The organism is Lysinibacillus sp. FSL R7-0073, assembly GCF_038009065.1.
Lineage (GTDB): Bacteria > Bacillota > Bacilli > Bacillales_A > Planococcaceae > Lysinibacillus > Lysinibacillus fusiformis.
In genome coordinates this window covers 3,090,366-3,115,911 of sequence record NZ_JBBPAS010000001.1, presented here as the reverse complement: position 1 = coordinate 3,115,911, position 25,546 = coordinate 3,090,366, and the positions used below count along the sequence as shown (strand labels likewise).

General features: G+C 36.8%; 30 protein-coding genes and 2 other annotated features. Of the genes, 24 read left to right on the top strand and 6 right to left on the bottom strand.

Annotated elements, in window-relative coordinates:
• Positions 1-38: 38 nt before the first annotated feature.
• From MKY88_RS15485 to MKY88_RS15475, 3 genes are all read left to right on the top strand, one after another.
• Positions 39-518 (top strand): DUF456 domain-containing protein, encoded by a 480-nt coding sequence (locus MKY88_RS15485; protein ID WP_069481973.1) that lies wholly within the window; start codon positions 39-41, stop codon positions 516-518.
• 174 nt (positions 519-692) lie between these two features.
• Entirely contained in the window at positions 693-1,298 is a 606-nt protein-coding gene (locus MKY88_RS15480; RefSeq protein WP_012295184.1) for a superoxide dismutase, read from the top strand.
• A gap of 238 nt (positions 1,299-1,536) precedes the next feature.
• On the top strand, positions 1,537-3,741 hold the full coding sequence (locus tag MKY88_RS15475; RefSeq protein ID WP_193832569.1) for a peptidoglycan D,D-transpeptidase FtsI family protein: 2,205 nt from the start codon (positions 1,537-1,539) through the stop codon (positions 3,739-3,741).
• 58 nt (positions 3,742-3,799) lie between these two features.
• Here MKY88_RS15475 and MKY88_RS15470 read toward each other — a convergent pair whose 3' ends face one another.
• Positions 3,800-3,991 carry a hypothetical protein gene (locus MKY88_RS15470; protein ID WP_193832568.1) on the bottom strand — a complete coding sequence of 64 codons (192 nt, stop codon included), beginning with the start codon at positions 3,989-3,991 and terminating at the stop codon, positions 3,800-3,802.
• 514 nt (positions 3,992-4,505) lie between these two features.
• Between MKY88_RS15470 and MKY88_RS15465 the strand changes: the two genes are divergently transcribed.
• The 9 genes from MKY88_RS15465 (at position 4,506) to MKY88_RS15425 (ending at position 13,348) form a co-directional block, all read left to right on the top strand.
• A complete protein-coding gene (locus tag MKY88_RS15465) occupies positions 4,506-5,480 on the top strand; it encodes a PstS family phosphate ABC transporter substrate-binding protein (protein WP_069481970.1) in 975 nt (324 codons plus the stop codon).
• A 64-nt stretch (positions 5,481-5,544) separates the two neighbouring features.
• On the top strand, positions 5,545-6,492 hold the full coding sequence (gene pstC, locus MKY88_RS15460) for a phosphate ABC transporter permease subunit PstC (RefSeq protein ID WP_025116033.1): 948 nt from the start codon (positions 5,545-5,547) through the stop codon (positions 6,490-6,492).
• Positions 6,493-7,371: a phosphate ABC transporter permease PstA gene (pstA, locus tag MKY88_RS15455; protein ID WP_340814070.1), complete on the top strand. Its 879-nt coding sequence runs from the start codon at positions 6,493-6,495 to the stop codon at positions 7,369-7,371.
• Positions 7,372-7,383: 12 nt separating this feature from the next.
• On the top strand, positions 7,384-8,217 hold the full coding sequence (gene pstB, locus MKY88_RS15450; protein ID WP_069481969.1) for a phosphate ABC transporter ATP-binding protein PstB: 834 nt from the start codon (positions 7,384-7,386) through the stop codon (positions 8,215-8,217).
• A 13-nt stretch (positions 8,218-8,230) separates the two neighbouring features.
• On the top strand, positions 8,231-8,890 hold the full coding sequence (phoU, locus tag MKY88_RS15445) for a phosphate signaling complex protein PhoU (RefSeq protein ID WP_069481968.1): 660 nt from the start codon (positions 8,231-8,233) through the stop codon (positions 8,888-8,890).
• Positions 8,891-9,062: 172 nt separating this feature from the next.
• On the top strand, positions 9,063-9,935 hold the full coding sequence (locus MKY88_RS15440) for a hypothetical protein (RefSeq protein WP_328200269.1): 873 nt from the start codon (positions 9,063-9,065) through the stop codon (positions 9,933-9,935).
• A 73-nt stretch (positions 9,936-10,008) separates the two neighbouring features.
• The gene (locus tag MKY88_RS15435; RefSeq protein WP_328200270.1) at positions 10,009-11,079 is read left to right on the top strand and encodes a mechanosensitive ion channel family protein; all 1,071 of its coding nucleotides are present in this window, start codon (positions 10,009-10,011) and stop codon (positions 11,077-11,079) included.
• 39 nt (positions 11,080-11,118) lie between these two features.
• Positions 11,119-11,327, top strand: a binding site (T-box leader).
• A 66-nt stretch (positions 11,328-11,393) separates the two neighbouring features.
• Positions 11,394-12,779 carry an anthranilate synthase component I gene (gene trpE / locus MKY88_RS15430; protein WP_340814068.1) on the top strand — a complete coding sequence of 462 codons (1,386 nt, stop codon included), beginning with the start codon at positions 11,394-11,396 and terminating at the stop codon, positions 12,777-12,779.
• Positions 12,776-13,348, top strand: a complete 573-nt coding sequence (locus MKY88_RS15425) for an anthranilate synthase component II (RefSeq protein ID WP_340814067.1) — start codon at positions 12,776-12,778, stop codon at positions 13,346-13,348. Before trpE ends, MKY88_RS15425 begins: the two co-directional genes overlap by 4 nt.
• A gap of 49 nt (positions 13,349-13,397) precedes the next feature.
• Here MKY88_RS15425 and MKY88_RS15420 read toward each other — a convergent pair whose 3' ends face one another.
• Both MKY88_RS15420 and MKY88_RS15415 read right to left on the bottom strand, forming a co-directional pair.
• The gene (locus tag MKY88_RS15420; protein WP_193832562.1) at positions 13,398-13,874 is read right to left on the bottom strand and encodes a hypothetical protein; all 477 of its coding nucleotides are present in this window, start codon (positions 13,872-13,874) and stop codon (positions 13,398-13,400) included.
• A gap of 3 nt (positions 13,875-13,877) precedes the next feature.
• Positions 13,878-14,330: a hypothetical protein gene (locus tag MKY88_RS15415; RefSeq protein ID WP_328201006.1), complete on the bottom strand. Its 453-nt coding sequence runs from the start codon at positions 14,328-14,330 to the stop codon at positions 13,878-13,880.
• Positions 14,331-14,480: 150 nt separating this feature from the next.
• Between MKY88_RS15415 and rpmG the strand changes: the two genes are divergently transcribed.
• The 5 genes from rpmG (at position 14,481) to tyrS (ending at position 19,399) form a co-directional block, all read left to right on the top strand.
• The gene (rpmG, locus tag MKY88_RS15410) at positions 14,481-14,630 is read left to right on the top strand and encodes a 50S ribosomal protein L33 (protein ID WP_008408521.1); all 150 of its coding nucleotides are present in this window, start codon (positions 14,481-14,483) and stop codon (positions 14,628-14,630) included.
• Between the two features lie 85 nt (positions 14,631-14,715).
• Positions 14,716-15,309: a 5-formyltetrahydrofolate cyclo-ligase gene (locus MKY88_RS15405; RefSeq protein ID WP_069481962.1), complete on the top strand. Its 594-nt coding sequence runs from the start codon at positions 14,716-14,718 to the stop codon at positions 15,307-15,309.
• The gene (locus MKY88_RS15400) at positions 15,302-15,511 is read left to right on the top strand and encodes a YqgQ family protein (protein WP_036162123.1); all 210 of its coding nucleotides are present in this window, start codon (positions 15,302-15,304) and stop codon (positions 15,509-15,511) included. Before MKY88_RS15405 ends, MKY88_RS15400 begins: the two co-directional genes overlap by 8 nt.
• A gap of 279 nt (positions 15,512-15,790) precedes the next feature.
• Positions 15,791-17,686 carry an LTA synthase family protein gene (locus MKY88_RS15395; protein WP_193832560.1) on the top strand — a complete coding sequence of 632 codons (1,896 nt, stop codon included), beginning with the start codon at positions 15,791-15,793 and terminating at the stop codon, positions 17,684-17,686.
• A 128-nt stretch (positions 17,687-17,814) separates the two neighbouring features.
• Positions 17,815-18,055 (top strand) — a binding site (T-box leader).
• Between the two features lie 129 nt (positions 18,056-18,184).
• Positions 18,185-19,399, top strand: a complete 1,215-nt coding sequence (gene tyrS, locus MKY88_RS15390; protein ID WP_193832559.1) for a tyrosine--tRNA ligase — start codon at positions 18,185-18,187, stop codon at positions 19,397-19,399.
• A 67-nt stretch (positions 19,400-19,466) separates the two neighbouring features.
• On the opposite strand, the gene MKY88_RS15385 is transcribed toward tyrS, so the two are convergent.
• On the bottom strand, positions 19,467-19,646 hold the full coding sequence (locus tag MKY88_RS15385) for a DUF2759 domain-containing protein (RefSeq protein ID WP_031416957.1): 180 nt from the start codon (positions 19,644-19,646) through the stop codon (positions 19,467-19,469).
• 169 nt (positions 19,647-19,815) lie between these two features.
• Here MKY88_RS15385 and MKY88_RS15380 point away from each other — a divergent pair, with 169 nt between their 5' ends.
• Positions 19,816-20,460 (top strand): MBL fold metallo-hydrolase, encoded by a 645-nt coding sequence (locus MKY88_RS15380; RefSeq protein ID WP_193832558.1) that lies wholly within the window; start codon positions 19,816-19,818, stop codon positions 20,458-20,460.
• Between the two features lie 57 nt (positions 20,461-20,517).
• On the opposite strand, the gene MKY88_RS15375 is transcribed toward MKY88_RS15380, so the two are convergent.
• Positions 20,518-20,760: a DUF2626 family protein gene (locus MKY88_RS15375; protein ID WP_004231035.1), complete on the bottom strand. Its 243-nt coding sequence runs from the start codon at positions 20,758-20,760 to the stop codon at positions 20,518-20,520.
• A 117-nt stretch (positions 20,761-20,877) separates the two neighbouring features.
• A complete protein-coding gene (locus tag MKY88_RS15370; RefSeq protein ID WP_069481958.1) occupies positions 20,878-21,588 on the bottom strand; it encodes a helix-turn-helix transcriptional regulator in 711 nt (236 codons plus the stop codon).
• Between the two features lie 325 nt (positions 21,589-21,913).
• Between MKY88_RS15370 and comGA the strand changes: the two genes are divergently transcribed.
• Genes comGA through comGF form a run of 6 tightly spaced genes read left to right on the top strand, consistent with a single transcriptional unit; the run spans position 21,914 to position 25,495 of the window.
• Positions 21,914-22,933 carry a competence type IV pilus ATPase ComGA gene (gene comGA / locus MKY88_RS15365; RefSeq protein WP_193832557.1) on the top strand — a complete coding sequence of 340 codons (1,020 nt, stop codon included), beginning with the start codon at positions 21,914-21,916 and terminating at the stop codon, positions 22,931-22,933.
• Complete coding sequence (gene comGB / locus MKY88_RS15360) at positions 22,908-23,981, top strand: competence type IV pilus assembly protein ComGB (RefSeq protein WP_193832556.1); 1,074 nt, start codon at positions 22,908-22,910, stop codon at positions 23,979-23,981. The genes comGA and comGB overlap by 26 nt, the downstream gene beginning before the upstream one ends.
• Positions 23,982-23,991: 10 nt before the next feature.
• Positions 23,992-24,324, top strand: a complete 333-nt coding sequence (gene comGC, locus MKY88_RS15355) for a competence type IV pilus major pilin ComGC (protein ID WP_193832555.1) — start codon at positions 23,992-23,994, stop codon at positions 24,322-24,324.
• The gene (comGD, locus tag MKY88_RS15350) at positions 24,324-24,764 is read left to right on the top strand and encodes a competence type IV pilus minor pilin ComGD (protein WP_069481954.1); all 441 of its coding nucleotides are present in this window, start codon (positions 24,324-24,326) and stop codon (positions 24,762-24,764) included. Before comGC ends, comGD begins: the two co-directional genes overlap by 1 nt.
• Entirely contained in the window at positions 24,757-25,074 is a 318-nt protein-coding gene (locus tag MKY88_RS15345; protein WP_340814062.1) for a hypothetical protein, read from the top strand. Before comGD ends, MKY88_RS15345 begins: the two co-directional genes overlap by 8 nt.
• Positions 25,067-25,495, top strand: coding sequence for a competence type IV pilus minor pilin ComGF (comGF, locus tag MKY88_RS15340; protein WP_193832553.1), 429 nt, complete (start codon positions 25,067-25,069; stop codon positions 25,493-25,495). Before MKY88_RS15345 ends, comGF begins: the two co-directional genes overlap by 8 nt.
• Positions 25,496-25,546 lie beyond the last annotated feature (51 nt).

Sequence of the window (25,546 nt, the reverse complement as noted above, 5' to 3'; positions counted from 1 at the left end):
CGTATGAAAGACAACGTACGAAAAAGGAGAGAAATTCTATGGAAGTTGTTGGCTGGATTTTAGTAGTAGCCTGCTTTATTATTTCATTTGTTGGTTTAGTCTATCCGATTATACCAGGTGTCTTATTTTTAGTCGGAGGATTCCTGCTATATGGTTTATTTTTCTCCTTCTCTGAGTTAAGCTGGTGGTTCTGGATTATTGAAATATTATTTGTAGTGCTGTTATTTGGTGCGGACACATTGGCAAATGCATTTGGCATTAAAAAGTTTGGCGGCTCCAATGCTGGAATGTGGGGAAGTACCATTGGATTATTATTTGGCCCATTCGTCATCCCTGTGGCTGGGATTTTAATTGGCCCATTTTTAGGGGCAGTTATCGCTGAATTAATTGTAGAGAAGCGAACATTTAGTGAGGCTGTGAAAAGTGGTATTGGCTCATTAGTAGGCTTTTTAACTTCTACTATTGTAAAGGCTGTAATTCAAATCGTAATGATCATTGTTTTTTTTATCGCGATATAATGTTTACGTGCGAGGTTTAATGTATGGGACTACCGGGTAAGATAGTATACGTATTGGTTTTTCAGTCAAAAGGCTGAAATCTTCTAAATGAAGTATTTTTCATTGAATGGTTTGACCAATTTTGATAATCTATTGATGTACTAAATATTTCTTATTTTAGGGAGGAACTTAACAATGGCTTACGAATTACCACAATTAACTTACGCTTACGACGCATTAGAACCACATATCGATGCAAAAACAATGGAAATTCACCATTCTAAACACCACAATACTTATGTAACAAACTTAAACGCAGCAGTAGAAGGTACTGAATTTGCAGAAAAAGACATTAACGACTTAATCGCAAACCTTGATGCTCTTCCAGCTGACAAACAAACTGCTGTACGTAACAACGGTGGCGGACATGCTAACCATACACTATTCTGGGAAGTAATCGCTCCAGGCGGTTCTAATACTCCAGTTGGCGAAGTAGCAAAAGCAATTGATGCGAAATTCGGTTCTTTCGATGCTTTCAAAGAAGAATTTGCAAAAGCTGCTACAACTCGCTTCGGTTCAGGTTGGGCATGGTTAATCGTGGATGGTGACTCAGTTGCTGTTACTTCTACTCCAAACCAAGACTCTCCAGTAATGGAAGGTAAAAAACCAATTCTAGGCTTAGATGTTTGGGAGCACGCATACTACTTAAACTACCAAAACCGTCGTCCAGATTATATCGGTGCATTCTGGAACGTAGTAAACTGGGATGTAGTTGAAGCTAAATTCCAAGCTGCTAAATAATGATTGAATAGAGATGGCTATGCTAAGGTGAGAAATCACTAAGGCATAGCCTTTTTTTATTGGATAAAAGTACAAAAGAAATGGATAGAACAAATAGGGCAACCTTTCCACTTTAGATGCCGTCAAATAAATGATGTTTTCCGTAATAATTGTCAAGTGCATGCTTTCCTGTCAAACCTACGAATGGTATACTAAGTATCGTGTATTGAAATGAAAAAATATAAGGAGGGGAATACATATGCGCAAAGCACCAGGGAAAAATCGCGCAGCGAGTGTTAAAGCAAAACATCACTCTAATTTAACATTTCGTATGAATATCCTTTTCTTTGCAATATTTATCGTATTTTCAATGTTGATTTTTAGACTGGGTTATATGCAAATCGTGAAAGGGGAAGAGTATGTACGACTTTTAGAGAGTACAGAAGAAGTTCCTGTCAATACGAGTGTGCCTAGGGGTAGAATGTATGATCGTTACGGTCGTATTTTAGTAGATAATCACCCGGAAAATGCGATTACGTATACGAAAATGCAAACGACTACAACAGATGAAATGCTAAATATAGCTGAAAAGCTGGCACAATTAATTGAACAACCAACGAAACGCGTCACATTGCGTGATAAACAAGATTTTTGGATTATCAAAAATCATGATGCAGCCTACGAAAAAGTGACAAAGGCAGAAGAAGCTAAAATTCGAGCAAAAGAAAATATTACGACAAGTCAAATCAATGCAGAAATTGATAAACTAGTACGTGAACGCATTACGAATGAAGAACTTTTGCAATTGTCAGAGAAAGATTTAGAAGTATTAGCAATCTTTAGAGAGATGACTTCTGGCTATAATTTATCACCTCAAATTATAAAAAGTGAAGATGTCTCAGCAGAAGAATTTGCACGTGTCTCCGAGCGTTTAACGGAACTGCCAGGAGTTAACACAACGACAGATTGGAAACGCGTAAAATTATCTTCTCTATCGATTCTTGGTCGTACAACTGTCCCAACAAAAGGGATACCAAAAGAGAAGCTGAATTATTATTTAGCCCGTGATTATTCACGAAATGATCGAGTAGGGGAAAGTTATATTGAGGCGCAATATGAAGAGCTACTACAAGGTCAAAAAACAGTTGTCAAAAATATTACCAATAAAAAAGGGCAGGTAGTCGATACTATTACAACTTATGAAGGTGAGCCTGGTAAAGATTTAATTTTATCACTGGATAGTGAGCTACAGGCTGAAACCGAGAAAATTGTAGAAGAAGAACTGCTTAATTTAAAAGCTCTTCCTGGATCGTATTTATTAGATCGTGCCTTTTTAATTATGATGGACCCTAATACAGGGGATGTCCTATCTATGGTTGGTAAGAAAATAGAAAAGAATCCTGAGACAGGGAAAACTGAAATTGTTGATTATGGATATGGAACATTTACGACAGCTTATGAGGCAGGCTCATCTGTTAAGGGAGCAACAGTTCTTACAGGGTACAATCAAGACGTTATCTCGATGGGCACTTCAATGGGTGATGAACCGATTAAATTAGCTAGCACAGAACCTAAAGCGTCTATTTTTAATCGATATGGCTATGTACCAATGAATGATCTGTTGGCATTAGAACGTTCTTCCAACTCTTATATGTTTAAGATTGCTCTGTTAATTAATGGAACACCATACAGCTATGGCATGCCTTTACGCTTAAAGGATGATACATTCCCCAAAATGCGTAATAACTTTGCTCAATTTGGCTTAGGTGTGAAAACAGGCATTGACTTACCAAATGAATTTAGTGGGGTACGTGGTCCATCAGGTCCTACAACGGGTGGTAAAACACTCGACTTAGCGATTGGTCAGTATGACACGTATACACCTCTACAATTAGCACAATATATTTCAACAATAGCTAATGGTGGCTACCGTATTCAGCCACATGTTGTGAAAGAAGTTCGTGATCCATCTCAGGATGGCAAGCAGTTAGGGCAATTAGTGACTGAAATTGGACCAACTATTCTTAATCAAATAGATAATCCTAAAGAAGAGATTGACTATGTTAAACAAGGGCTACGTCGTGTATATACTGGATCATATGGTACGGCTACAAGACAATTTGGTGATGCACCTTATACGGCAGCAGGGAAAACAGGTACTGCAGAGGTAGTTTATTATGGTCCTTTACGTGAACACTTTGGTACAAACACGATTAACTTAACACATGTTGGCTTTGCGCCATATGAAAACCCTGAAATTGCTTATGCAGTTGTTATTCCTTGGGCAACAACTAATATGAATCAACATTTAGTCAATAACAACCTTATTGCTAGACGTTCTCTAGATAAGTACTTTGAATTAAAAGCAAAATATCAAGCTGAAAAAGTAACAGATAGTAAAGTGAATCAGCCAATTTTACCAGCTATTACAGAGGAAAAAATTGGCGAGGATGAGCAAGAATAAGAAAACCGCTAGGCACTGGGATGCCTAGCGGTTATTTTTTTATGGACGAAAATAGGCTTCATGCAGATAACAGGCGGATGGCTAATTCAAATTGCTCTCTTGGTTTTACGCCATACAGTTCTAAATTATGATAGAAATAAGAAGCTACCATAAAATCAATCGCCTCTTGAAGTGTAAATTCTCGATGTTCCATTATTAGTGATAGATAGGTTTTAAAATAATCGGCATTTTGTACGTTTGCATGTTTCATGACAAAGGTCAAACTCCTCATTCATTACGCCTTACCAATATAATGACCACATCTTCTAGTTGAAAATCTGTGACATCCTCTGAAGGCTTTATCTTTCCTTTCTGTAGAAAGGGGTTGTACCTAGCTTATATGTTGGTACAAAAACATTTACTGAATCAAGATAAAGTATTTCCTGACACAATTGACTATTATAGCATCTTTCAAATAGGAATCAAATTCTAACCTCTTTATAGAAGAGTGAAATACATATGGATTGGTATCTTTCGTTGAATATCGAATCTTCAATTGCATGATGAGAAAATGGTACAGATTTAAGCAGGGGAAAGTTCAAAATCTGGGCACAGTCATAGCAAAGAGAAAATTAATTGTAAATGCGTCTTTACAATCGTTTACAAAGCATTACATTCATTTACATCTCTTTTACGAACCGTTTATACGACTTCAACAATCAGTCATTATAGTAAAGATTGTAAGACAAATAACTATAAAACAGTTCATGACGGAGGCAAATGAGATGAAAAAGTGGAAGTACTTAACGATGACAGCAGTAATGGGTTCTGCATTAATGCTAGGTGCATGTGGTAGCGATTCTGCACAAAATGGAAACAATGCTGAAACGAACGCACCAGCAAGTTCAGGACAAGAAGCTGCCGATGAAAAGCTACAAGGCTCTGTAGCTGGAGATGGCTCATCAACAGTTGCACCAATTATTGAGGCAGTTGTTGAAGAGTATGCAGGCGCACAACCAGATGTCAAAGTATCAGTAGGGGTTTCTGGTACAGGTGGTGGTTTTGAAAAATTCATCGCAGGTGAAACAGACTTTTCAAATGCATCTCGTAATATAAAAGATGAAGAGAAAGCTAAACTAGGAGAAGCTGGTATTGATTATACAGAGCTAGCTCTAGCATATGATGGTTTATCAGTAGTCGTGAATCCAGAAAATGATTGGGCGAAAGATTTAACAGTAGAACAATTACAAAAGATCTGGATTGAAGATGGAAAAGATAAGAAATGGTCTGACATTGATCCATCTTGGCCAGATGAGAAAATCGTTTACTATTCACCAGGTACTGATTCAGGCACATACGATTACTTTGATGAAATCATTTTAGATGGAGCGGATCTAGTAAGCTCAGCAACATTATCAGAGGATGATAATATGCTAGTTCAAGGTGTATCAGGTGACAAAAACGCTATCGGATTCTTTGGTTATGCTTACTATCTAGAAAATAAAGATAAATTAAATATTGTCAAAGTAAATGGTGTAGAGCCAAATAATGAAACAATTGAAGCAGGAGAATATACGCCGCTTTCACGTCCACTATTCACATATGTGAAAAATAGTGCCATGAAAGATAATGAAGCGGCATATGATTTCATTAAATTTACATTAGAAAACGCAGGTGATATGGCTGAAGCTGTTGGCTATGTTCGTTTACCTGAAGAAAAATATACTGAAGGCTTAAAAACTTTAGAAGGCTTAAAATAAGTAGACATGCATAGAGGGAAAGAGATGTATGCTCTTTCCCTCCCTTATTTGAAAGGAGCTCCCAATGGTTTCTCAAAAGGAAAATAAGACATCATCTGTGCAGCAATTAATTGCAAATTCGCGCAATCATAAAACTAAGAAAATAGTGGAAAAAGCAATGCCAGCTCTATTATTTTCTGCAGCAATTATCTCTATTTTAACGACATTTGGCATTGTTTTCACCCTTATTTTTGAAACGTTTGAATTCTTTAAACGTGTGTCGATAACGGATTTCCTTTTTGGGACGAAGTGGTTACCGTTTTCAGGGAATGAACCGTTGTTTGGGATTTTGCCGTTAATCGCTGGTACATTAAAAGTGACACTTATTGCAGTTGTAGTAGCCGTACCATTTGGAATTGCTTCAGCTATCTATTTAAGTGAATATGCAAGTGAAAAAACAAGACGTATCGTGAAACCTATTTTAGAAGTTTTAGCAGGTGTACCGACTATCGTTTACGGATTCTTTGCTTTAACGTTTGTCACACCTTTATTACAAGAAATTGTGCCTGGACTTAAATTATTCAATGCACTTAGCCCAGGGATAGTTGTAGGGATTATGATTTTACCAATGATCACTTCTCTATCTGAGGATGCCATGTCATCGGTACCAAATAGTATGCGTGAAGGGGCTTTAGCTCTAGGTGCAACAAAATTTGAGGTAGCTATTAAGGTAGTACTACCGGCAGCACTATCCGGCATTATCGCATCTATAGTATTAGCTATTTCCCGGGCAATTGGGGAAACGATGATTGTTTCGCTTGCAGGTGGATCGACACCGAAATTTGATCTTAATGTTACGGATTCTATCCAAACAATGACAGCATACATCGTACAAGTTTCAACTGGTGATGCAGGTTATGGAACAACTATTTACTACTCAATCTATTCTGTTGGATTTACACTATTTATCTTTACGCTAGTAATGAATTTACTTGCTCACTATATTTCGAAACGCTTCAGGGAGGTTTACTAGATGCGCTATATGGATGACACAGTCGTCATGAAACGAATGACAAAGCGTATTACATTCAATAAAGTTTGGAAAACCTTATTTTTCTTAGCTACTACGTTTGCGCTTGTTACCTTAGCTATTTTGCTTTACCGCATTGTGACACAAGGAATTGATTATTTAAATATTGATTTCTTAATTAATTTTGCATCACGTTTTGCAGATAAAGCAGGTGTCAAAGCTGCCCTAATAGGTTCACTTTGGTTAATGGCAGTTGTAGCGCCAGTATCCATTATTTTAGGAGTAGGTACGGCAATATATTTAGAGGAATATGCCAAGAAAAATAGAATCAACGACTTTATTCGTATGAATATCTCAAATCTAGCGGGTGTACCTTCCATCGTTTTTGGATTACTAGGTTTAACTATTTTTGTACGTATGATGGGACTAGGCAAAAGCGTTTTAGCTGCTGGCCTAACTATGAGTTTATTAATTTTACCGGTCATTATTGTTGCGGCACAAGAGGCCATTCGTGCAGTACCGAATGAGCAACGTGAAGCTTCATATGGGATGGGCGCAACAAAATGGCAAACGATTTTACGAGTGGTGCTTCCAGCCGCTATTCCAGGTATTTTGACAGGAAGTATTTTGGCTATGTCCCGTGCCATAGGGGAGACAGCGCCACTTGTCGTAATCGGAATTCCAGTCATTCTACAATTTTTACCGAATGGTTTATTAAGTCAATTCACAGCTTTACCGATGCAAATCTATGATTGGGCAAAACGTCCGCAAGAAGCATTTCAGTATGTGGCCGCAGCTGGTATTTTAGTGCTTATGACTGTTCTTCTATTGATGAACTCTATTGCCATCTTTATTCGAAATAAATTCCAAAAACGTTATTAATGAGGTGACCTTATGGTACTAGATTTAAAAGAGGAAAAAACAATTGTCAAATTGAATCAATCGACGACGAAATCTTCCGCTGATATAGCGAAAAATATTGTTTATGATACACGTAACTTGAATTTATGGTACGGTGATCATCAAGGCCTAAAGGATATTAATTTAAGTATTTATGAAAATGAAGTAACGGCGATTATCGGTCCTTCTGGCTGTGGTAAATCTACGTATTTAAAAACATTAAACAGAATGGTAGAGCTTGTTCCTAGCGTTCGTACATCTGGTGAAATTTTATACCGTGAGCGTAATATTTTAAATAAAAACTATACGGTTGAGGAATTAAGAACACGCGTAGGAATGGTGTTCCAAAAGCCAAACCCATTCCCAAAATCTATTTATGATAATATTGCCTACGGACCAAGAATCCATGGTATTAAAAATAAAAAGATTTTAGATGAAATAGTTGAAAAGTCTCTGAGAGGGGCAGCCATTTGGGATGAGGTCAAAGATCGTTTAAATCAAAATGCCTATGGTTTATCTGGTGGTCAGCAACAGCGTATTTGTATTGCAAGATGCTTAGCGATTGAGCCAGATGTCATTTTAATGGATGAGCCAACATCTGCATTAGACCCAATTTCTACACTAAAAGTGGAAGAGCTTGTGCAAGAGTTGAAAAAAGACTATTCCATTATCATTGTGACCCATAATATGCAGCAAGCTGCCCGTATCTCTGATCGTACAGCGTTCTTCCTGAGCGGAGAAGTTGTAGAATACGATAAAACAGATATCATCTTCCAAACACCATCAGATCAACGTACGGAAGATTATATTTCAGGACGTTTCGGCTAAGGAGGAGCAATCGATGGTAGTACGTGAACGTTTTGAACAGGAGTTAAAAGAAGTTCAGGGGCAATTTATTGCACTTGCCAATAGCAGTATTTTCGCATTAAAAACGGCTTTTGAGGCATTAGTCGAACAGAATTTAGAAAAAGCTTTGAAAATACTTGAAGATGATTTAATCATAAACCGGCTTGAAGAAGAAATAAACGACCATGTGATCCTTATGATTGCTAAGCAACAGCCTGTAGCCACAGATTTACGTCGTCTCATGGTCCTTGTGAAAGCAGCAGCAGATATGGAAAGAGTGGGCGATTATGCGGTGAATATCGCCAAAGAAGCGATTCGAATTGGAAAAGAACCGATTGTGTTCCCTATGACAAACCTACAAACGATGTGCAATAAAACTGTAGAAATGCTAGAGAGCATCATGAAGGCCTTTACAGAGGAAGATACTGTTCGTGCTAAAGAAATCGCTGAGCTAGATGATTATGTGGATGATTTATATGGAGCTACGGTTACACTTTTGCTACGTGCAGGCGTTGAAGACCCAGCACATATTTCTCAAATTACTCATTTAACATTTATTTGCCGATATTTAGAGCGTTCTGCAGATCATGCTACTAATATCGCTGAACACCTTTTTTACTTAGTAAAAGGCAAGCATTATGAATTAAATAATTAAGGCAGAAGAGCTACTTGCTAGCTCTTCTTTTCTTTTGAAAAAACGATTATAAGCAGCAACATTGTGTTTTTATGTGGCGTCTATATAACGAGTGTTTTGTATTGTCAAAATTTTTTTTTGGTTATACTATAGACAATATCCAAAAAAATGTGGTGCTTAGGAGGTGCTGCTTGTGAAAAATCCGATAGAATCACTCATAGAAAAGTTTGATCAAGATTTGTCACTAGAACAACGTAATTATTTACGTTTTCTCTATGAAAACTTACATCTTGAGGAATTAAGCAACAGGGAACAACACTATTTTATCGACTATTTCTTCAAGAGTGAACCATTACGAAATATGGCAGCATTTGCACTGGAATTGGCAGACATTCTGCATGAAATTAGGGAAAACATTCCTGCTATTGAGAAGGCTGAGAGACTGGCAAATGGTAAGGAGCAGCGTTTGTATTACGAACGGAAATGGTCAGAGCTGAGACGTCAAAAGCTCAAACAGCAAACAACAAAGAATGGCAATGTTTTTTATGTACCTTTTCATGACTATAAACAGGATCCTGGACCCATGATTATTTGTTTAGAGCAGACGACTGGGATGGAAGCTTATTCTGAGCTGTGTAAAAGCATGATATTACCGTTATTTATGAATGCCCATCGCGAAAAACGCGATTTATATATTATCCCTTATGATCGGCAAATCGATGTTCATTATCGCTTTGAAAATGGTCATTTAAATTTAGCGGATTTTAAGAACTTTATTGAATATAAAGCTAAAGGCGAAGCTGAACTTTTGCCAGTTCTACAGTTTGTCAGATCATTACTGCATGAAAATCAACTAGGCTCCGAAGCGGAAGTTATTATATTTACAGAGGGCACCCCTATAGATGGACAGCATCTCGTTAGTAAGCAAGCAAAAGCGATGCTGGAGGAAATGAAACGAAAATACCTTGCTGAGTTTTCTGTTATTGCGATGCATGAAGATAATTTTAATAAACAACAATTTTGGTTTGCCAATAAGGCTTTTTTTGCAGATGATGCAATACAATAACAGAAAGGGGCTAACCTTTACGTAAGGTCAGCTCCTTTTTATTGGAGATACATAGGTACTAAAGGAGATATACATGGATTCATTACAATGGATTTTACCTAAATTTACAGTCCCCACTTGGATGGACGTCTTAATAGCAATCATTATTTGTATAGTTGGTTGGCTGATTCAACGATTCATCATAAAAAAAATAATTAATCGTCTAGTGATCTTTTTAAAAAATCGTCATCGAAATTTCCAAGCAAATGTGCTTGCTCAATTTAGTAAAGCCATTGGCTATGCATTTATGACAGCAGTCATTGTGCTAAGCTTATCTTATTTAATAGAAGTTCCTTTATTTACGCATAAATCAACGAAAAATTTTGTACTGTCAATTATGGTGTTTTTTGCTTTTAAGGGCGTATATGACGTATTAAATTTCTATACAAAGCAGCCACTTCAATTAACCAGTGAAGAGGACCAAAATGTACTACTACCTTTTTTCCTACGAATTGGTAAAGTACTCATTATGATTTTTGCCATGTTCACAATCGCCTCATTTTGGAACTTTAATCTGAATGGCTTTTTAACAGGAATTGGCTTAACGGGAGTAGCAATTGCTTTTGGGATTCGAGATACATTAGCCCATGTGTTTGGTGGTATGTCCGTGGCGCTTGATAATCCATTTCAAATTGGTGATTGGATTGCGACCGAAGATCAAAAAATTGAAGGAACCATTGAGGATATTAATCTTCGCAGTACCTTAATTCAAACAGGGGATAAAGGGCTTGTCTATGTGCCGAACTCTTATTTGGTTAATCGTCCCATTTACAACTTATCGAGACGAGAAAAGCGCAAGTGCGAACAATTTTTATATGTAGCTGCTACCAATGAAGAAGACACATTACGCAGTGCCCTATCGGCTATTCATAAGGAAATTTATTTACATGCTAAAACAGAGAAAGACATGATCCATGTTTTTATCGATGAATTTCATCATGATAGTTATCGTGTGCTTATTCGTTTCTACGTCGCTACAAATGATACAGCCGTCATGCTAGAAGTACGTCAGGAAATCTTCTTTGCCATACGCCAAATCGTGGAAGAGCTTTCCATTACTTTAGCATCCCCTGATGAGGATGAAGGACCGAGAAGGAAAAAATAAATTGAATTGTAAGATAGTTTGCATTACAATATAATCTAGCAATCAGCGTTGATGAAGAGTAGTAGCTATTAGTATTTGTCAAAGAGAGCTAGTGGTTGGTGGAAACTAGTACAAATAAATGGTGAATGGACTTCGGAGCTCTAATCCTGAATGACAGTATGGATTAGCGTATGCCTACGTTATAAGGCTTAGAGAGGGTCTTCTTAGTAGACCAATGAAGGTGGCACCACGGCTTTTCCGTCCTTTTGTGATGGAAAGGCCTTTTTATATGTATTTGGAGTAGAAGAGCAGAGCTTAGAGAAGGAGAGAAGAGCATGACAGTTGAGCTTAGAAAGTATGCCATGAAAGTATTACAGGGAGATATGATGACCCCTATTTCTGTCTATCAATCATTGAGAGGACAGCATAAAATGTTGTTCGAATCGTCAGCCAAGCATGAGGAAAGTGGACGTTATTCTTTTATTGCAGTTGATCCAGTGGCTGAATTAAAAGGAACTAATGATGCGTATACCTTTCTTAAAGGGCAGGAAAAGGAAAAATCGAATGGGAATGTGCTCGATTATTTAAAGAAAGTGATGCCATTCCATGAAGAAACTTATCCATTCCACTTTTTTGGAGGCGTCATTGGATTCTTTGGATATGAAACAGCTTTTTATGCAGAAAAAATCGGAGAATATTTACAAGATGAATTAGCCATGCCTGATGTCCATGTTTTTTTCTATGATACATTTATTGTATTGGATCATGTGACACAGGAAATTACATTGGCTTCAATAGATTTATTTAGAGAAGGGCGTTCCTTAGAGGAAATGGAAGCAGCTATCTCAACGATGGAGCAGCAGCTTTATAAGGGGACAACATTTGATGCCATGAAAGTAGATAGTCTTGATTTTAAGCCAATGATTTCAAAGGAGCGATTTGTCTCATTAGTGGAGCGTGCAAAGCAGCACATTTTAAAAGGGGATATTTTCCAAATAGTGCTATCACAACGCTTCTCAGCCTCGTTTACAGGCTCGCCATTTGCGCTATATCGCCAATTACGCACATCCAATCCCTCTCCATATATGTTCTACATGGATTATGGATCCTATATTATTTTAGGAACATCTCCAGAAAGCCTTGTAAAGGTTAAAAATCGGCAGGTGACGACAAATCCAATCGCAGGCACTAAGCCTCGTGGTGAGACAATGGAGCAGGATGAAGCCATTGCAAATGCCTTATTGGAAGATGAAAAAGAAGTAGCGGAACATCGTATGCTAGTGGATTTAGGTCGCAATGATCTTGGCAGAATTGCAAATGTTGGTTCTGTAAAGCTGAAGAAATTCATGAATATTGAACGCTATAAATATGTCATGCATATTGTGTCGGAGGTATTAGCGGACCTACGAGACGATCTTCATGTTTTGGATGTTCTTCGTGCTTGTTTACCAGCGGGCACAGTGTCAGGAGCACCAAAGATTCGTGCGATGCAGCTTATAAATGAATTAGAGCCTGTAAAGCGTGGCGTGTATGCGGGAGCTGTTGGTTATATATCTACGACAGGCGATATGGATTTAGCCCTTGCTATTCGTACCATGATCATTAAAGATGAGAAGGCCCATGTACAGGCAGGAGCGGGTATTGTTCACGATTCGGTCCCATTATCTGAATATGAGGAAACACTTAATAAAGCTCGAGCACTATTGGAGGTAAAAAAATGATTTTATTAATTGATAATTATGATTCCTTTACCTACAATCTATTTCAACAAATAAGCATGCTTGGGAAAAACGTTAAAGTCGTGAGAAATGATGCTATTACAATAGAAGAAATTCAAAAAATGTCACCAGAAGCTATTATTTTATCTCCCGGACCTGGAACACCAGCCGAAGCAGGTATCACGGTTAGTATTATTAAGGAGCTATATCAAAAATTTCCTATATTAGGGATTTGCCTTGGGCATCAATCCATTGGATACGCATTTGGGGCGAACATCATACAGGCTCAAACTATCATGCATGGCAAGCTGTCACATCTACAATATGAACAAAAAGGTTTATTTGCACAATTAGATGGGGATATTCAAGTAATGCGCTATCATTCCCTAGTTATTGAAGAGCCTACATTGCACAGTGATTTTAACATTTTCGCAACAGCGTGTGATGACGGGGAGATTATGGCTATCCAGCACAAAAAATATCCTCTTTACGGTCTACAATTTCATCCTGAATCAATCGGCACGAAAGAAGGAAGTAGGATGATGCAAGCCTTCTTTGAAAGTATTGCTTGAATAAAAAAGCTGTCGCCTCCTTAATTTGGATTCTGGCGACAGCTTTTCTTTATTGTTTTTTACCTGTAATTAACTTCGCAATTTCCTCTAAAGACATGGAAGAATTGACTTCATAGGACCCAATCTGTAAGCTTCGTGCATATTTTGCGTTTGCGAGTAGTAATTCCATTTCTATGCTGTTAGAAATAATGCCACCATCTTCTAGCTTTTGGGCCACAATATATGGTGTAATCCCACTATATATTTGTAATATCATTGTCGTATCATCCGCATTGTTATCTTCTTTAACAGACGGTTCTGAAGAATCAGTAGTAGTCTCTTCAGTAGTATGTACTTGTTTGACTGGTTTTTTTAACGCAGCAATTTCTTGATTGGCCTGATTGAGCTTATTTTGCAATTCTTCAACCTTATGGGAAGAATCTTTTTCAGGCAGGCCAATGTTCACATCGAAGCGGCTTGCAAGAGCAAGTATGGCCCCGACTAGGAAAATGGCTAGACCAAATGAGCGGATGGAAGACTTGTTCATAAATTAACGACCCCCGTTTGCAATCACTTGACGAACTTGTTCTTCTGTTAAATTTGAGCGGATACTAATATCTCCTACAGAAAGTCCTTGTTTATTCAATTCGAGCACCTGACTTACGATAATTTGATGAATCGGCTTTGCTTGTGATGGATTAGGCGCTATTTTTGAAGCTTGTGCTGCTTGTTGGACAGCTTGCATGACTTGTTGAACTTTAGGATTTTGTACGCTAGGATTAGGTGTTGTTTTTGATTTTACTTGAAACTCTGGTTCTAATAGTAGCTCTTCCTCTACAATTTTTAAACGGCGCTTTAAATTATTCGTTTCTTGGAATATGGAGATAGATAATTCTTCGACATCTTTCTCGACTTTTTTCGAGCTATTTTTGAAAAAGAACGATACTATAATCAAAAGAATCCCGAAACTCATTAGTATGATGGATAAATCCAATAGTTTCACCTCGTTGTAGTATGTAATTATAAGATATTTTACCATATGCAAACTTAATATGAAATGAAGGTAGATTTTTTTTCAGTTTGTGTTATAATAGGTTAGTCGTATAAATCATGCTCAAATTTAAATTCTTGATATAGAGTGGGAGGGTTAATGATGCGCGTAAACATTACTTTAGCTTGCACAGATTGCGGCGAACGTAACTACATTTCTAAAAAGAACAAGCGTAACAATCCAGAGCGTCTTGAACTTAAAAAATATTGCTCTCGCGAGAAGAAATACACTCTTCACCGTGAAACTAAGTAATCGCTCATTAAGCCAAAACCACAAGTGGTTTTGGCTTTCTACATTTTATGAATGATTAAGGTTTTACTATATAGGAGGTAGCCTGATGGATAAAACAACATTACGAAACAAGGTACGAGAAACACTTGCGATAATGAATGAAGAAGTTTATATCAGACAATCTAAAGCTGTAGTGCAAAGGGTGCAACAGGAACCATATATAATAGAAGCAAATACTATCGGCATTACCATTTCGAATCAGCCAGAAGTCGACACAATTCTTTTAATTGAAGAACTATGGCAGCTTGGGAAAAAGGTCGCTGTGCCAAAGTGCCACCCCAAAACAAGAGAAATGACATTTTACGCCATTGAATCATTTGCTCAGCTTGAAACAGTATATATGCATTTGCGTGAGCCTATTCCCGAAAGATGTGAGTTAGTTGACGCAAATGAGATGGATATCATCTTAGTACCTGGGGTTGTTTTTGATCGGTTAGGCTATCGAATAGGGTATGGCGGTGGTTATTATGATCGCTATATATTAAACTATAAAAAGGGTAAATTGATGTCATTACTTTTTGACGAGCAGATCGTTAATCGTGTTCCTACTGAAGAACATGATTGCCCTGTAGACATCATAGTGACACCGACAGAACGTATTGACTGTCTAGCACATCGAGGAGCGAACGAAAATGGATAAAATGTTAGATATTTATGAACTCTTGAAAACTTATGGTACTTATATTTATACACGGGACCCTATTGGCGATTTGATGTTAATGGAGGATGAAATAAAAGAGCTCTATAAAGCGAATGTACTAGACATAAAAGATTACCAAATGGCATTATTACTAATTCGACAAGAAACAACAAGACTTCGTATGGAAGAGAATAAAAAGTAATGTTTGAAATATAATGTAATGGGGTATTGTAAACTTAATGTAACATGTATGTAATATTCTTAAAAACAGTGGGTTTCCGCTGTTTTTATGTTTTTACGAAACTTTTTACAATGTAAAACGTATATATAGATATCTGGTGCATATACGAGCGAGGAGAGTAAAATTTCCAAAAGATATGTGTTGATTATCTGTAAAAAATGGATTAAGATATATTTTGTTTCCGTAACAAAATGTAAAAAATTATTATTTTTTTGTAAGGAAGTAGGGAGGATGTTAGGAATGAGATCAATAAAGTGGCCTAAACATTCATTTATGATACTAGCAATTATAGCAACTTGGATCAAAACGGTCATTGTTTACCACACGAGCTTTGAGATGAAAATTGAAAATGCAATGCAACAATTTATTTTGTTTATTAACCCATTAAGTTTCTTGCTATTTACGTATGGTTTAGCACTTTTCTTTAAATCAGCAAAAGCTAGAAATCGTTATTTAATTACAGTCAGCATTATTTTATCAATAGTCCTATATGGAAATGTAGCGTTCTATCGTTTCTATAATGACTTTATTACCCTACCAGTATTATTCCAAACAAGTAATTTTAGTGACTTAGGAACATCAGTAGCAGCAATAATAGAGCCATGGGATGTCTTGTATTTTGTTGATGTACTTATTTTAATCTTAGCGAATAAATTTATACCAAAAATGAAAAATTCGTTTAAAGTTAATGTGGAATTCCGCCGTGCATTTTTTGTGCTGGCAATCGCTATGTCATTCTTAAACTTAGGTTTAGCTGAAACAGAGCGTCCACAATTATTAACACGTAGTTTTGACCGTGAATTACTTGTAAAAAACATTGGTACGTACAATTACCATTTGTATGATATTTATATTCAAACAAAATCATCTGCCCAACGTGCGTTAGCGGACGGTAGTGAATTAGTTGAAGTAAACAACTATGTTCGCTCTAATCAGGCAGCAGTTAACCCAGAAATGTTTGGAAAATATAAAGGTCGCAACTTAATTGTTGTGTCTATGGAGTCTTTACAAAACTTTGTCATTAACAATGACATGAATGGTCATGAAGTTACGCCATTCTTAAACTCTTTAACAAAAGATAAAGATACGTATTATTTCAGTAACTTCTATCACCAAACAGGTTTAGGAAAAACATCTGACTCTGAGTTTATCGTAGAAAATTCATTGTTTGGTTTAGGACGTGGAGCAGTATTCTTCACGCATGGTGGAAATACGTATAACTCAATGGCAGAACGCCTTGGGGAAAATGGATACTTTACAAATGTCATGCACCCAAATAATAAATCGTTCTGGAACCGTGACATCATGTATCAATCTTTAAAAATTAATAAGTTCTACGATATCGATTCTTATACAGTAGAAGAAGGGCAAGCTGTGAACTGGGGAATGAAAGATACTCCATTCTTAGAGCAATCTGCAGCATTAATGAAAGATATGCCACAACCATTCTACTCAAGACTTATTACGTTAACGAACCACTATCCATTTACATTGGATCCGGAAGATATTATGATTCCTGAATATGACTCAAACTCAGGAACATTAAATCGCTACTTCCAAACAGTACGCTATATGGATGAAGCCTTAAAAGATTTCTTCCAACAATTGAAAGATCAAGGTGTTTATGATAATTCTATTATCGTTATGTATGGTGACCACTACGGTATATCAGAAAACCATAATAAAGCAATGGCACAATATTTAGGAAAAGAACAAATAACACCATTTGATAATGCATTGTTACAGGAAGTACCTTTATTCATCCATATTCCAGGATCTGACGATGGTAAAGAGATGACTGAAATGGCTGGACAAATGGATTTACGTCCAACAATTTTACACCTGCTTGGTATTGAAACGTCAAAAGATATGCAAATGGGTGCGGATTTATTCTCTCCAGAACATGAAAACTTTGTAGTGTTCCGTGACGGACGCTTTATCACAGATAAATATGTGTATGCGGGAGAAGCTTGCTATGATAAATCAACAGGTGAAGAAATAGAAGTGGAGCCATGTCAGCCATACGCTGATCGTGCAACTATGGAACTTGAAAATTCTGACGCCATCATCAATGGAGACCTTCTTCGTTTCTATGATGAAAAGACAGGTAATTTAAAACAAGAATCCGTTAAGTAAACAAAGAGAGATCTCGCCATGAGATCTCTCTTTTACTTTGCACAATTGACAAATTTGTTGAAGTGATTATAATTAGTGTAAATATCTGCATAACGAAGATTTGTTTTTCACATTTCGGAGTATAAGAGTTAAAGGCATGGAAAAGAACAAGTAGCTTTAATAAAACTGACAGAGAGTAGCCGGTAGCTGAGAGGCGCAAGGGATATTAAAGTGAATACATCTTGGAGCTGCGTACCGAAATTTTAGTAGGCTACGACGGGTTTGCATCCGTAATCATTGCAATAGTATCGCTGCGGCTGTACTAATGGAGGAGTGCTATTTGAGTAGCTCTCGAAAAAAGGTGGTACCACGTTCATGAACGTCCTTAGGATTTAATCCTAAGGGCGTTTTTTGCATCTGGACGTTCTTATTGCCAAATTAGGGGCGACAGCAGTCCTGTCAGAAACTCTTATAGATCTTGCAATATTAACTTTTTAATATTACAAGGAGATGTTTTGTATGTTTTTAACACCAAAGGAGCAGTTAGCTATTATTAAAAAGGGTGCAGACAAAATTGTTGATGAACCCGAGTTACTAAAAAAATTGGAGCACTCATTTCAAGAGCAAAAGCCTTTAACAATTAAATTGGGGCTCGATCCATCCGCACCAGATATTCATTTAGGGCATGCAGTCGTGTTGCGAAAAATTAAACAGCTGCAAGATTTAGGGCATCATGCAGTCATTGTCATTGGCGATTTTACGGGTCGTATTGGTGATCCTACCGGAAAGTCTAAGGGACGTGTAGCGTTAAGTGATGAAATGGTGAAGGAAAATGCCAAAACGTATTGTGAGCAAATTTTTAAAGTGTTAGATGAAGAGAAAACGATTGTCCGTTTCAATAGTGAGTGGTTAGCAAAATTAACGTTTGAAGAAGTCATCCAGCTGGCAGCCACTACATCTGTTGCCCGTATTTTGGAGCGTGAAGACTTCCAAAAGCGGTACCACCACCAAATTCCAATTGGCGTACATGAATTTTTCTACCCCCTCATGCAGGCGTATGATTCTGTAGAATTAAAAGCTGACATCGAATTAGGGGGGACCGATCAAACGTTTAATATTCTCATGGGACGCACCTTACAAAGGCATCGAGGGCTAGAAAAACAAATTGCTATTTTTATGCCATTACTTGAAGGATTAGATGGCATTGAAAAAATGAGTAAAAGCTTGGGGAATTATATTGGTGTCAATGAAGCACCTGAAGTTATGTTTAAAAAAATTATGGAAATACCAGATTCGCTCATTATTAAATATTTTGAATTAGCGACAGATGAGCATCCACTTCAAGTGCAAGCCATTCAAGAAAGGCTGCAAAATGGAGAGAACCCACGTGATTTAAAATTACAATTAGCAGAAATAGTGACAGCTTTATATCATGGTCATGCTGCTACGATGGATGCAAAATCTTATTTTGAAGCTGCTTTCCAAAAGAAAGTTATTCCTGATAATATTCCTGTATTGCTACTTGAAATTGATAAAGAAAGAATAGCGGATATCATTCCACAATTAATTTCTATCCAATTTATTCAGAGTAAAAGTGATTTTTTAAGGCTAATTAAACAAAATGGGGTTTCATTGAATGGAGAAAAAATTGCTGTGGATGATCTATCTCAAGTATTAATGAATGAGGATGTCCTGCAAATTGGTAAGAAGAGATTTCTAAAATTAAATAAGTAAAATGGGAGGATGTCCAAGAAAAAAAGAGCAATCTCTAATAGAGACTGCTCTTTTTTCTGTCTAAATTTTAGTGTAATTTTGGTGGATACCCGCTATGAACGATTGTCATGATGACAAACCATCCAAAAACGACAGCACTTAATAAGTTGAAAACAACGCTTAAAAGGTTCTTTTCTTTAATTGCTTGGAATGTACCAACTACAGCTAAAATCGCTACTAGACCAAAAATAACCATTAATAAGTTCATTAAAAATAGACACTCCTTTCGACATCAGAAAATGAATGTCGTAAACAATATTCCTCCTTAATTGTAATCGTTCTACCTGTTTTTGTCGAGAACTATTATAGCGCAAACTATGAACATTTATCGTCAAATTGTGGCAAAGCCTGTATAATAGAAAAATGAGGTGATATCTATGATGAACGTACGTAGTTTTTCTCTTGGTCCAGTCCAAACGAATTGCTATATCGTATCGAATAAAGACAAGGAATGTATCGTATTTGATCCAGGTGAAGAAGCGGAGCGTCTTATTAAAACAATTCGAAGCAATGGTTTAAAACCGTTAGCCATTTTTTTAACGCATGCACATTTTGACCATATTGGTGCGGTGGATGCCGTAAGGGAAACATTTAATGTACCTGTGTGGATCCATGAAAAAGAGGTTAGCTGGCTAGGAGATCCAGAAAAGAATGGCTCTAGTAAATATGCTGCATTACCAGATTATAGGGTAGCTACACCAGATCAAAACACTATCATTAAAAAAGAGCAACAATTTGAAATGAGCAACTTTGTGTTTCAAGCTGTATTTACACCAGGACATTCACCTGGTAGCATTTCTTATGTATTTGAAAATGACGGCTTTGCGATTGTGGGAGACACATTATTTGAACAGGGTGTAGGACGGACAGATTTAATTGGTGGGTCCTCCAAAATATTATTAGCATCTATTCATGACAAATTATTATCATTACCTGAGGATACAATCATATATCCGGGTCATGGAAATTATACAACTGTCAGTGCAGAAATGGAAACAAACCCGTTTTTAAATGGATTTTAAAATACCATGCGTTAAAAAAAGCGTATCTCGTTAATGAGATACGCTTTTTTAGTTGTATTAATGACCGCCACCAGGTACGTGAATGAATGTTGTATAGTACGTGAAGCCAGCGAAGAATACAGTTAAATATGCTCCGAAAATGTACATGTACATACGTTCTGAAAGGTTTAAGAAGCCTAATAATAAGAATAAACCTGTATTACCTAAGAATAATAGCGATACCTCGTTCATACCACCAAGGTAGAACATAACGGCAAAAATACCTGTCCAGAATGCCATAACTTTATACATATTATCCATGAAATTTCCCCTCCTTTTGCCCACGACACAATAATCTCTTACTCATTATAAATGATAGGAAAGGTGTCTGTAAACTGGAACTTCTCAGTCTTTGTGACAAACAAATGGATTTTTTAACTAGCTATCGATTTCTGTCACGTTTATTTCATATTTACATAAATCGCAATTATGTATCATACTCTCAATTTGCACAAATTCATTGTTTGAATATAACGCATCTAGCTGCCCTTTTAAATAGGATTCATGTAATGAGCAGACAATATCCGAATGTGTTGTAAGTTGCTCTTGGAATGGACAATTAAAAATGGAGAATATAACCTTTTTGCCACGCTCTGTTTGTTGAATTTGTGGAACATAGCCGATTAATGCGGCATTGTCAGTTAATAGTTGAAGCTTCTCGTCGAAGGAAAGGGAATTATTGATTGTCAATTCAGCGTTTATATTTTGTTTCATTTGCTGATAGCCATCTTGATAGCTAATTTCCTGACATTTTTCTAAGACAGATGGTCCAAGCTCTTCCACTAATTGAATTGTCCATTTCAGTAAACGCTCTTCGTCACGTCTAGGAAAAGTTAATGATACGCCTTTCTCAGAAGCCTTATACACGCGTCCAGGTCGACCACCTTTACCCGTTTTCACATAGTCTGCGGAAATAATATTAATTTCTGAAAGCTTTGTTAAATGAAGTCGAGCGACATTTGGATGGATGCCAAACTGATCAGCAATATGTTGGACGGTCACTGTTTTTTTCTCTTTCAATATGTACTCATAAATAGAGTATCTTGTTTCATCAGCTAAAGTGCTGGTAATTTTCAATGGATGGATCATATGCTTCACCTCATTAGTTTTTTATAAAATTATGTTCGTCTACCAAGTGTTAGGAAAATAATCATGTTCATTCTATTATATTCCATTATTGAAAAAGATACAGTTCATTTCGGCATAAATATTAATTTTTTCATGTATTGATCTTCTATTTTAGTGGGAAATTGCACTTTATCCACATTTTTATAGCAAAAAACATGAATGATAGGAAATTTTATAACAAATTTTTATTTTCAGAAAAGGGCTTTCTTCGTAAGAAGATCCTATTTATACTAGGAAATAACGAATACGCGGTCATATTCGAATGAACTAGAAGAGGGGTGCATATATGCAGAATTTTGAAATAGTTGTTGAACAAAAATGTGAGCAACTTTTACTAAAAGCCTATCATTTTGGTGCAACTGATTTATTATTGGTGCCAAGCAATATAAATTATCGGATCTATTTTCGGAAATATGACAAACTTCTTCATGCAGGTGAACTACCAAACGATCTTGCGGAACGGATGATTTCCTATTATAAGTTTCTGGCACAATTAGACATAAGTGAGCGTCGTAAACCTCAAAGCGGCTCATTCCAAAAGGCAATGGAACAACAGCCATATGCTTTTCGAGTATCTACACTGCCTTCCGTATTTTTAAAAGAAAGCCTCATTATCCGCTTACTTCTCCAAAATCATTCTTTTCCACTAACTTCCTTATGTTTTTTTAAAAGCTCAGCCTACAAATTAATGGAACTTGTACAGAATCGACAAGGCCTTTTGTTTTTTACAGGGGCGACAGGATCTGGTAAGTCCACTTCACTCTATTCTTTAATCCACTACTGTTCTACCGAATTAAATAGGCATGTAATTTCCTTGGAAGACCCAGTAGAAAATAAACAAGCAAATTTACTTCAAATTCAGGTGAATGAACGAGCAGGCGTTACATACGCTACGGGGTTAAAAGCTATTTTGCGACATTCACCGGATGTAATCATGATAGGAGAAATTCGAGATAAAGAAACGGCGAAAATTGCCATAGAGGCGAGCTTGACTGGTCATTTAGTTGTTTCAACTATTCATGCGAAGGATTCTCTTAGCTGTCTTTACCGTTTAATGGACTTAGGGGTGTCGATAGATGAGCTTCGGCAAACTGTCATTGGTATTGTTGCCCAAGTCCTTTTTCATTCATCAGCCTTACAGGGTGATCGACGTGCGTTGTATGAAATTTTATCGGATGTTCATCTAAATCAGGCTATTACCGCTATTTTAGATAAGGGGAATTTTCATCTACCATACGAATTAACCTTAAAGGGACAAAAAGAATTAGTGGAGAGCCATTATGCAGTTACAAACATACATCGATAAATTCCAATTATATTACAACAGAGCTACCAAATGGCGTGTAAAGGAGCAAGCGCAATTTATTCAACGTTTATCTGTATTAATGCAGGAGGGCTACTTATTTCCACAGGCTATCTCCATGCTACTACCTCATCATATAGATGGTCATGAGGAAATTCAGCAACAAATTGATGAAAAACTTAGACAAGGAGAAGGCGTAACAAGTATTTTGGAAACATTGCAGCTGGCTAAACATCATTTAGTAGCGATCAAAGTGGCAGAAAACAACGGACATATGCTTGAAGGATTAAAAGGTATGGCAAAGCAAATGATTGTCAGTGAGAAGACGAAGAAAAAGTTAATTAAATTGCTTGTTTATCCTGTCATACTAATTTTATTTTTATTGTTGCTATTCTTTATATTCCGAACAATTTTCTTACCTAATATTAAGCAAATGGTATCAAGTCGCTCGATTGAAGGTGGGAAGACAAGCGTGGCGCTATCTAAAATCTTACTGCATGTCCCCGATTTCATGATGGTAACAGCTTCGATTGTAATAGTCAGTTTATTGATTTTACACTTCTATCTTAAACGCCAACCCATTCCTTTGCGACTATCAATATTATTAAAAATCCCACTTTTTCAAATCTATATCCGACTATCATGGACAAGACAATTTGCTGCTTATTTAGGTAGTTTACTGCAGAGTGGGTTTTCATTGCAGGCTAGTCTTCAAATTCTAGAGGAACAATCCTTTCAACCTTTTCTACAGCATCTGTCACGTCGAATTAAAGAAAGGGTAATCTTTGGAGAGTCATTGACGCAAGCAGTACAAATTATGTCTATTTTTCACAAGGATTTTGCTAGTTTTGTAGAACATGGAGAACAGAGTGGCTATTTAGGGAAGGAACTTACATTGTATAGCGAATTATTAATGGAAAAACAGGAGCAACTATTGCAGAAGGTGCTCGCCTTCATCCAACCAAGTTTCTTTATTATTATTGCTATATGTATTTTAGCGGCCTATGTCAGTTTACTATTACCAATTTATCATATGATTGATTTAGTTTAGGAGGAGCAAGATGAAACAAATCAAACAACAAAATGGCTTTACTTTAATCGAAATGCTCATTGTTTTGTTAATCATTTCAATTCTTATTTTAATCACAATTCCAAATGTTACGAAGCACTTTGCTACGATTGATGAGAAGGGCTGTGCTGCGTATATTAATATGGTACAGGGGCAAGTAGAAGCCTATAGAGTGGATCTTATGGCATATCCAAATCTGGAGGATTTAGTGAAAGAAGGATATTTAAAAGAAAATGAAACAACTTGTCCTAATAAAGAAGAAATAGTTATTACGACTGAGGGAGAGGTACGCTTAGCAAATGTAGGTGCAGGTACGAATGGCTAATGAGAGAGCGACAAAATGAGTTGGGCTTTACGATCCTCGAAATGCTGATTGTTTTATTTCTTGTTATGAGTCTAACAGCTATTGTTAGCAAATTCACTTTAAAATTAGCGGAGTCAAAGGAATTAGAGCGTTTTTTTACTCAAATTCAACTAGATATTCAGTATATTCAAACCTATAGCATGAACAAGCGACAATATATCGCGATGAAATTTGAAAGCTCTACAAGGCGCTACGTTATTCAAAAAGATGTTTTTTCCAATCTATATGAACGGCCATTCCCTAAAGGAGTCGAATTTTCGCCTGATGAGAGCTCTATTTATACTATTGTTTATAATGTTAATGGCAATGTCAGGTCAGCTGGCACCCTAACGTTTCAAACGCCACACGGAAAGAAAAAGGTAATCATTACATTAGGGCGAGGGAGAGCGAGAATTGAATGAGTCTGGTTATTCTTTTGTTGAAACGATTTTGGCTATGGGCATCTTGATGTTACTTTGCAGCTCCTTATTGCCCATTACCTATACGATGAAAACGAACCTTACGAATAAAAAAATGGAAATGATTGCAGCTGAAACAGCGTACGAGGGCTTGAAACTATTTCAAGCTATACAACAAACTGAAGGCACAAGAATTATTGAACAGGTTGAGTATCAATGGGGGTTTCATGGTGGAGAGATTTGTGTTCGTTTTCACAATATACTCAAGCAACGCCAAAAATGTATTTCCCTTACAGGTAATGTCAATGAATAATGAAAAGGGCTATACCTTACTAGAAGCAATGTTTCAATTAATTGTGTTTGTGCTTATTTCTCACCTTTTTGTCCTAATTATGCTGTGGTATGCTGAAATGACCTCAACTATGCAAACGGATGAACAGTCGAGATGGGAGCTGTTTGTGTATGATTTAAATAAAGGGCTAAAGGATATTTTAACGTTCTCCGTGCGGGATAATCACAATAGAATCACTTTCCAGACCACGGAATCTGTCCATTATATTGATTGCTATCGTAACATCATTCGTGAACAAGTAAATGGAGGACATGTTCCCATGCTAATTGGCATTAATAAATGTCACTTTACCTATAGCGAAAATATGCTGACGGTAGCGGTGGAAATGCCTAGTGGTATGCAAAAGGAGCGAACCTTCTATGTGCCAATTATTGAAAAATGACAGTGGGGCTATTTTTTTAATCGCAATTGCATTATTATTTCTTGTAACTAC